Annotated in this window: 6 protein-coding genes and 1 pseudogene; all 7 read right to left on the minus strand. The window is 73.3% G+C overall.

Annotated elements, in window-relative coordinates:
- Positions 1–118 precede the first annotated feature (118 nt).
- The gene (locus AB0O00_RS24605) at positions 119–1,210 is read right to left on the minus strand and encodes a hypothetical protein (RefSeq protein WP_363655159.1); all 1,092 of its coding nucleotides are present in this window, start codon (positions 1,208–1,210) and stop codon (positions 119–121) included.
- Between the two features lie 411 nt (positions 1,211–1,621).
- Positions 1,622–2,755: an MFS transporter gene (locus tag AB0O00_RS24610; RefSeq protein ID WP_363655161.1), complete on the minus strand. Its 1,134-nt coding sequence runs from the start codon at positions 2,753–2,755 to the stop codon at positions 1,622–1,624.
- A 1,178-nt stretch (positions 2,756–3,933) separates the two neighbouring features.
- Positions 3,934–5,109, minus strand: a complete 1,176-nt coding sequence (locus AB0O00_RS24615; protein ID WP_363655162.1) for an MAB_1171c family putative transporter — start codon at positions 5,107–5,109, stop codon at positions 3,934–3,936.
- A 2-nt stretch (positions 5,110–5,111) separates the two neighbouring features.
- Positions 5,112–5,639, minus strand: a complete 528-nt coding sequence (locus AB0O00_RS24620; RefSeq protein WP_363655164.1) for a hypothetical protein — start codon at positions 5,637–5,639, stop codon at positions 5,112–5,114.
- Between the two features lie 86 nt (positions 5,640–5,725).
- Entirely contained in the window at positions 5,726–6,268 is a 543-nt protein-coding gene (locus AB0O00_RS24625) for a hypothetical protein (RefSeq protein WP_363655166.1), read from the minus strand.
- A gap of 34 nt (positions 6,269–6,302) precedes the next feature.
- Positions 6,303–6,941, minus strand: a complete 639-nt coding sequence (locus tag AB0O00_RS24630) for a hypothetical protein (protein WP_363655168.1) — start codon at positions 6,939–6,941, stop codon at positions 6,303–6,305.
- A gap of 218 nt (positions 6,942–7,159) precedes the next feature.
- Positions 7,160–7,794, minus strand: a pseudogene (locus AB0O00_RS24635) (ATPase); the annotation flags it as partial.

Genomic DNA, 7,794 nt, shown 5'->3' on the forward strand with positions numbered 1-7,794 from the left:
ACGGCGAAGCGCCGGAGCGGGCCCGCACGGCCCGCTCCGGCGCCTGCCGTCCGGCGGCCTTCAGGTGGTTCTCAGTCGTCGCTCAAGTCGCTCAAGTCGCTCAAGTCGCTCAAGCGGTTCACGGAACGACCGGGTGCGAGATCTCGCAGCCGCCCGCGCCGCCGTTGTAGTCGTTCGCCCAGGTGCCCTGCATCGCGAACGAGCCGGTCGCGAAGGCCACGTTCTGCGCGCCGCCGACGCCGCCGGTGCCCTTCCAGGCGCACTTGTCGGCGTTCTCGGAGCCGGACGAGTCGGTCCAGCCGCCCGCCGGGTTCTGGTCGGTGATGGTCTCGGAGTACTCGTGGCCGTACACCATCGTCACGCCGTCCAGCAGGCCCGCGCTGCCGGAGTTGACGTAGTTCTGGCCGCACGAGGTGCCCATGTCGGTGACGTACGGGTCGTTGGTGAACGCGATGTCGCCGTACGGGGAGGCGGCCGCGCCACCGGTCAGGGTGGTGTCGCCGTTCCAGTCGTGCCAGGCGCAGAACTGGCCGGTGGTGGTGTTGAAGCCGTCCGGGTGGGTGCCGGTGGGGGAGAGCACCACGTACTGGACGTTGCGGTTGGCCGCGGCGGTGGTGTTGCCGAAGTGGCCGGCGGCCTTGATCGCCTCGTTGGCGATCTGGTTGCCGGTGGCCTGGTTGGGGGCGGCCGCCGACGGGTCGATCCAGACGCCCGCCAGCGCGCCGCCGGTCGGGTAGCCGACGTGGGCGGCGGTGGACGGGCAGGAGGTCGCGCCCTTGGTGATGCCCTCGCAGTACTGCGTCATGACGCCGGACCACGTCTCGTTGTTCGTGCCCAGGCCCTTGAACAGCTGCTGCGCGCGGACGGCGATGCCGCTCGGGTCACCGGAGAGCGTGGTGTAGCCGTTGGCGTCGGTGCCCTGGGTGCCCCACTGGGAGCCCCAGAAGACCAGGTACACCTTGGGCGTGCCGGTGGTGACGCCGATGCCGTCGACGCCGCCGCCGTAGTTCAGGTTCGTCGTGCGCTTGCCGGCCGCGGCGGTGCCGGCCTCCTTGGTCGGGACGACGCCGTGCCGGTACGGGTGGGTGTGCCCGGCGAACTCGCCGGTCGGCTGGTCCGCCTGCGCGGGCGCGGCGGCGGCGAAGCCCGCGGCGGCGAGCACCAGCGAGGAGAGGCCGGTCAGGACTCTGGAGGTGGGGGACATGCCCATCGTGAGGGTTCCTCTCTGCCGCCGGCGCAGGGGTGGGGAGCGCCGGCGGTGCATGGGGACGAAAGGGTGGCCCGAAGCAAAGCAGAGCCGCTGAAAGCGGGTCAACGAGATCGGCGGCAAAGGAAACCCAGCCGTACCGTAGCGAACGCCAAAAGAGGGCAGTTCGAGGCACATCCATGCGCGTAGCGACGCCGTCTATCAACATTCGGAGGGGAGTTCCGCAACAGTATGGAGGCCGTCCACACAACACGCCGGGGCCCCGGCCGGGTTGGTCGTCCCGGCCGGGGCCCGAAGCCGCACGTCAGTCGGCGGACGGGTTCGACGGCGGTGTTCCGGCCGGCGAGCCCTGACCGCTCGCCTCTCGCCACTCGCCTCTCGCATCGATGGATCGGATGCGACCATTCGACAAGCTCAAGCGCCCTTGAGGTCAAGTCCCCTCGGGTGCACGGGATCGGGCCCCGGCACCACCAGCGCCGCGACCAGCGGGAACGCCACCACCACCGCGTACGCCCACGCGTACCCCGCCGCGCCGATCAACGCCCCCGCCGTCGGGGCGACGCCTGCCGCCACCGCGTTCTGCACCGTCGTGTGCACCCCGAGGGCGCGGCCCGCCCAGGCCCCGCCCGCGTACTCGGCGACCGCCGTGAACGACAGCCCGTTCGTCGACACCGTCAGCACGCCCGCCGCCATCAACGCGGCCGTCGCCGCCACCGAGTGGGCGAACGCACCCGCCGCCAGCACCGCCAGTACGCCGGCTGCCGTGAGCGCCAGGCGCCGCATCGGCACCGTCCGGCTCCCCGCCCGGTCCGACCACCAGCCCGCCGCCAACCGCGCGCCGGCCCCCGCCACCTGCACACCCGCCAGCACCGGGCCCGCCGTCGACGGCGACCAGCCGCGCTCCTCCACCAGGAACACGAACGCGAACACCGACACCGTGAACTGCGGCACGACCAGCAGGGTCGCCGCGCCGTGGAGCCGCCACAACACCGGCGTCCGGTACGGGTTCCCGGCCCGCGCGCCGTGTCCGGCCTCCGCCCGTACGGGGTCCCGCACCAGCGCCACCACCAGGAGCGCCGCCGCGATGCTCAACGCCCCGAGCACCGTGAGGGCCAACGACCGTCCGTGCGCGGCCAACGGTGGAAGCAGGAGGGCCGCCAGCGCGACCCCCAGCGGCAGCGACGTCTGCCGCAACCCCATCGCCAACCCGCGCTCCCGCGCCGGGAACCACCCGAGGATCAGCCGCCCGCTCGACGCGTGCGCCGACGCCCCGGCCGCCCCGGCGACCAGGAAACACACCCCCAGCCCGACCGTCCCGCGCACCGCCGACGCCCCCAGCAGCACCAGACCCCCGAGCCCGAGCCCGGACGCCAGCACCCACCGCTCACCCCAGCGGTCCGCCGCCGCACCCCACGCCGCGAGCGTCAGCACCAACCCGACGGTCGGACAGGCCGCCACCAGCCCGGCCTGCCCCAGCGACAACCCACCCGCCCGCAGGGCCGGAATGAGGTACGGCAACCCGAACTGGAACGCACACCCCGAGGTCATCGCCACCATCCCGACGACCAACACCACCCACCGCCGCCCATCACCCATCCCCCCACCCAACCCCACCACCCCGACCCACCCCCACCCCCGCCCACCCCTTGGACACCCCGCCCCACCCACGTGATGGCCTCCAACAACCACGCACCAAAAGTCGGCCCGATCGACTTCCTGCGCAACACCCCACATCTCCCGCGGCCTCCGCCCACCCAGCCCCGAGCGACGAGCCCGACTTTCTACGGCCATCACCAACTGGGGGTGCCGAGGCGCGAGGGAGGTCGATGGGCCCGACTTCCCACGCGATGCCACACTCCCCAGCCGCAACCCGCCGCGCACGAGAAGTCGACGGCCCCGACTTCCTGCGCAGCGCTTCTACGGCAGGCCCGCGCTCCCCCATCACCAGCTGGGGGTGCCGAGGCGCGCGCAAAGTCGATAGGCCCGACTTCCCGCGCGATCCCTCACTCCCGAGCCGCAAGATGCCGCGCACAAGAAGTCGGCCGGTCCGACTTCCTGCGCGTTAGTCCTGCGGTGGGTCTGGGCGCGTGCGGAGGTCGCGTAGGAAGTCGACGGGCCCGACTTCTCGCGCGGCCCCCCCTTCGCCCCACGTTGCTGCCTTCATGTGCCCTGCTCCCAACTCCTGCGCACGAAAGGTCGGCCCGCCCGACTTCCTGTGTGGTGGGTCTGGGCACGTGCGGAGGTTGCGTAGGAAGTCGATGGGCCCGACTTCCTGCGCGGCGGGTTGGGGCTCGTGCTGCTGCGAGGGGAGGGTGGGTGTTGAGGGTGCGCGAAAAGTCGGCCGGGCCGACTTTCTGTGCAGCGTTTTCGCGGTGGGGCTTGCGCACCTCGCACCGCGTGGTGGGGGTGTCGAGGCGCGTGGGAAGTCGATGGGCCGACTTCCCACGCGATGCCTCACTCCCGAGCCGCAAGCTGCCGCGCACGAAAGGTCGGCCGGCGCGACTTCCTGTGTGGTGGGTCTGGGCGCGTGCGGAGGTTGCGTAGGAAGTCGACGGGGCCGACTTCCTGTGCAGCGCCTTCGCGGTGGGGCCTGCGCACCCCGCAAGCGCGTGGGAAGTCGATGGGGCCGACTTCCCACGCGATGCCTCACTGGCCAGCCGCAGGCTGCCGCGCGCGAGAAGTCGGCCGGGCCGACTTCTCGGGTGGGGGTGGAGGGGGCGTTTGGGTCAGGTTGGGAGGTGGCGGTAGGCGGTGGCTACTTTCAGGAGCCAGGTGACTTCTTCTTGGGGGGTGGCGCCGCCGGGGTGGTCGGGTTCGGGGGGCATGCCGGTGGCTGGGGGGTGGCCGGTGGTGTGGTGGTGGAGGGCGGCGTGGAGCCAGGCGGCTTCGGTGTGGGCGCGGGCTCGGTCGACGGCCGGGGAGCCGGAGGTCGCGACCGGGGCGCCGGTGCCCGGGGCCGCGGGTGGGAGAGCGTCCCGGAGGGCCAGGGCCGCGTCGCGGATCTCGAAGGCCCGGTGGGCGACGTCGAGCGAGCGGTCGCCGAGGGTGAGGAGGTTGCGGACCCGTCCCGCCGGGGTGCCGAAGACGACCTGCGGCGCCGCCGCGACGAGGTCGGCCCAGAGCGGGTGGAGCCGCCACATCGCGTACTGGTCGCGGACGTAGTGGCTCACGGTCCGCAGCGGCGGCATGGCGATGCCGAGCACGAGCAGGATGGCCGCCGCGGCCGGCAGGAGTTCGCCGATGGGGTCGTACGGCGGGACGGGCTTCCCGGTGACCGGGTCGTGCGCGACCACGGTGTGCGTCGCGATGTAGTAGACGCGGTACAGCACGTACGCCGCCCCGGTCCCGGTGCTCGCCGCCATCAGCCGGACGCCCGTGCGCAGGAGGCCGCGGGGCACGTTGAGCCGGTTCGACCAGAAGAGCCGGGAGGCGAGGAGCGTCGAGGCGAAGAAGAACAGGTAGTAGACGGTGAGGTAGAGCTGCACCGGCCGGTCGGCGTAGTGCGCGTCGATGCCGTCGGGCCCGATCTGCTCGTGCTGGAAGAAGAAGATCGACAGCACCGCCATCGTCACGCACGCCGCCCCTGCGGCAGCGTGCCGGAGCTTCGCCGAGCGCAGGCCCGTCCCGGGCTTCCCGTGGATCGCGAAGACGTAGTCGAGCAGGAACGTCGCCGCCGCGATGCCGAGGAGGTGCTTGATCAGGACGGACACCTCGGGTAGCCCGGTGCCGTCCTCGAGGAAGCGGGCGACGGGGGCGGGCCGCGTGGTGAGGGCGAGCGCCATCGTGGCCATGGTGCCCCAGAGGGCGCGGGTGGCGGGGGAGCGGAAGGCCCAGGGGGCGCGCCAGACGACGGCGGTCCACAGGAGCGCCGGGATGAGGATCTCGAAGGCGGAGCGCAGCATCCTCACCCTCGCCGCCGTCCGCGCCGGAGGGGTGCGATCGGGCTGAGCATGCTGTCGACGAACCGTTGGGAGGATTCCGTCCTCGCGCGGTCGGTTCCCGCCAGGTCGGCCGGCAGCAGGGCTATCATCTCGGCCTCCTGTTCTTCGACGGTGGTGTAACTCGTGCGGGCCAGGCCGAGGGCGTGGGCGACGAATTCGGGGGTGAGGTTCGGAAACAGGCCGGTGAGGTGGCCCAGTTCGAGGGCGCCGGTGTGTCCGCAGGCGACGTGTCCGAGCTCGTGCAGCTTGATGAGGTCCTGGTGGGCGGGGGTGGTGTGCTGCTCGTAGAAGACGACGTCGATGCTGGGAAGGGCGATCCACAGCCCGCAGGGGGCGTCGTGGCCGAGGGCGGGCAGCGGTTCCATGGCGATGGGCCGGCCCCGGTGGCGTTCGAGGGAGGCGCGGAAGCCTTCGACGGTGAACGGGGCGGGCAGGTCGAGCGCGCCGAGGATGTTCTCGCAGCGCCTGCGGAGGCCGCGGGGAAGAGGCATGCGGGAAAACGTTCCTTCAATCAGCGGCGAGCAGGCGAGCAGGCGAGCAGAGCGGGAGAACATCCCCGCGAGGCGACGTCCGGGAATCACTTCCCCTGCGGGAGCCCGGGGTTGCCGCGCGCCGGCGCCCCGTCCTCCAGGCTCTTGAGCCGGTCGGCGAGCGCGAGCAGCATGTGCAGGCTGTTGTCGGACAGTCCCGAGGCGCGCTTGACCAGGCTGACCACCCCGGAGTTGCCGAGGGCCTGCCGGAGGTCCCCGAACTTGTCGAGCCGGTCGAGCTGTTCGTCGACGTCGGCGGTCCTGCGGTCGTCCAGGAAGTAGGCCGCGCCCTGCCGGATGCCGAAGCCGCGGCCGAGCCAGTCGAGGGTGTCGACGGTCGGGTTGGGGCACTGGCCCTTCTGCGTCACGCCGTGGTGGAGGTTGCGGATGGTGTCCTTGGAGATGACGTCGCGTCCGGCGACGGCGTTGATGCGGTCGGCGAGTTCGCGGTAGGTGGGGGCGCGGCCACCGGCGCGGGCGGCGTCGCGGGATATCAGGTGGTCGATCTTGTCGGCGATGGCACGGGCCCGGGCCGGCGGGCGCTCGGGCGCGGTGGGGCGGTCCGCGTCGTCCGGCTCGTGTGCACGCACGTCGCCCGCCCCTCCGATCGAATGGGGCACCAACCTATCGCGAGGGGTGGGCCCCTTCGGAACCGTACGGACGGCCCAGTTCCGCGATCCGCATGATGCGTCCGTGCGAGTCGAGGACGACGTCGTACGTGTTGCCGTAGCAGCCGTACGGCGCGGCGGGTGGGCGGCCGGCGAGGCAGCCGTCGAGGTGCCCGAGGAGTTCGGGCAGCGGCACGGGTTTGGCGGGCTCGCCGTTCGGCAGGTCGACGAGGGCGGCCTCGACGCCGGCCGCGGCGAAGGCGTAGCGCACGGGGCCGCCGACGGGCTCGAAGCGGTTCGGCGAACAGTGGTACCGGGTGGCGCGGGCGGTGAGCTCGGCAGTGTCCGGGGTGCCCACGGCGGTCACGGCGACGACGCGGAGCACGTTGTGCCCGGGCCGTTCGCCGGCCGGAGAGCAGGCGGGGGAGGCGGAGGGGGACGGCAGCGGCGGGGCGGCCTCGACGCCGTCGTCGGGCGCGTCGCCGGGGTCGCCGGGGTCGCCCGGGTCGTCGTCGTCCGCGCCGCCGAGCTCGGTGGACGCGCTCACGACCGTGGGGTTCTCGTCGGCCGGGGTGCAGGACGAGAGGCCGACGACGGAGATGGCCACGGCGGTGCAGGAGAGGAGGGCGGTGAGCAGGGTTCGGGGCGGGGCCATGGCACCAGTCTCCCCGGAGGTGTGGCGGACGCGGACATCCGGTTATACGTGTGCCGGTCGGGGCGCGGTTCCCGCCCCTGCCGAAACCCGTGATCCCGCCCCCGTCGAAACCCGTATCCCACCCCGCCGAAACCCGCGATCCGCGCATCCCCGGGAAGCACGAATCCCGCCCCCGCCGGATGTGCGGACCCGGCGGGGACGGGAAGTCCGTGCACCCCCTACGCCGCGACGGGCCGCGAGGCCTCGTACGCCTCCCGCACCCGCGCCTGGGCCCTAGCCCGGGCCCGCGCGTCGCCCCCGAGGTGGTCGAGCCCGAGCAGGGCCGCCCCGAGCACCGGCGGCGCGACGACGACGCGCGGCTCGGCCAGCGGCGCGGCCTGCGCGAGCCGCGCCGTGACGTTGTCGAGCAGGAGCGGCTGCCGGGAGGCGAGCACCCCGCCGCCGAGTACGACCGGGGCGGGTGCGTCGAGCAGCTGGAGCCGGGTGAGCGCGACGACGGCGAGCCGGACGATCTCGTCGGCCTGCCGGTCGACGAGCTCCAGTGCGGCGGGGTCCCCCTCGCCCGCGACGGCGAACAGCACCCGGACGATCTCGTGCAGCCGCGCCGCCGGCAGGTGCCCGAGGTGGACGCCCTCGGCGACGGCGCCGGCGCTGGGCAGCCCGAAGTGGTCGGCGATGGCCCGGGCGAGGGCGGTGGGCGCGCCGCGCCCGTCCTCGGCGCGGACGGCGTGCCACATGCTGTGGGCGGCGAGGCTGGCGCCGCCGCCCCAGTCGCCGGTGAGTTCGCCGAGGGCGGGGAAGCGCGCGGTGCGGCCGTCGGGGAGGAGGCCGACGCAGTTGATGCCGGCGCCGC

Source organism: Kitasatospora sp. NPDC093558, from assembly GCF_040683475.1.
Taxonomy (GTDB): Bacteria; Actinomycetota; Actinomycetes; order Streptomycetales; family Streptomycetaceae; genus Kitasatospora.

Bases quoted from the DNA above. Each gene is read 5' to 3' on its own strand.
- AB0O00_RS24630 (WP_363655168.1), bottom strand. From the start codon at position 6,941: ATGGCCCCGCCCCGAACCCTGCTCACCGCCCTCCTCTCCTGCACCGCC.
- AB0O00_RS24610 (WP_363655161.1), bottom strand. From the start codon at position 2,755: ATGACCTCGGGGTGTGCGTTCCAGTTCGGGTTGCCGTACCTCATTCCG.
- AB0O00_RS24620 (WP_363655164.1), bottom strand. From the start codon at position 5,639: ATGCCTCTTCCCCGCGGCCTCCGCAGGCGCTGCGAGAACATCCTCGGC.
- AB0O00_RS24615 (WP_363655162.1), bottom strand. From the start codon at position 5,109: ATGCTGCGCTCCGCCTTCGAGATCCTCATCCCGGCGCTCCTGTGGACC.
- AB0O00_RS24605 (WP_363655159.1), bottom strand. From the start codon at position 1,210: ATGGGCATGTCCCCCACCTCCAGAGTCCTGACCGGCCTCTCCTCGCTG.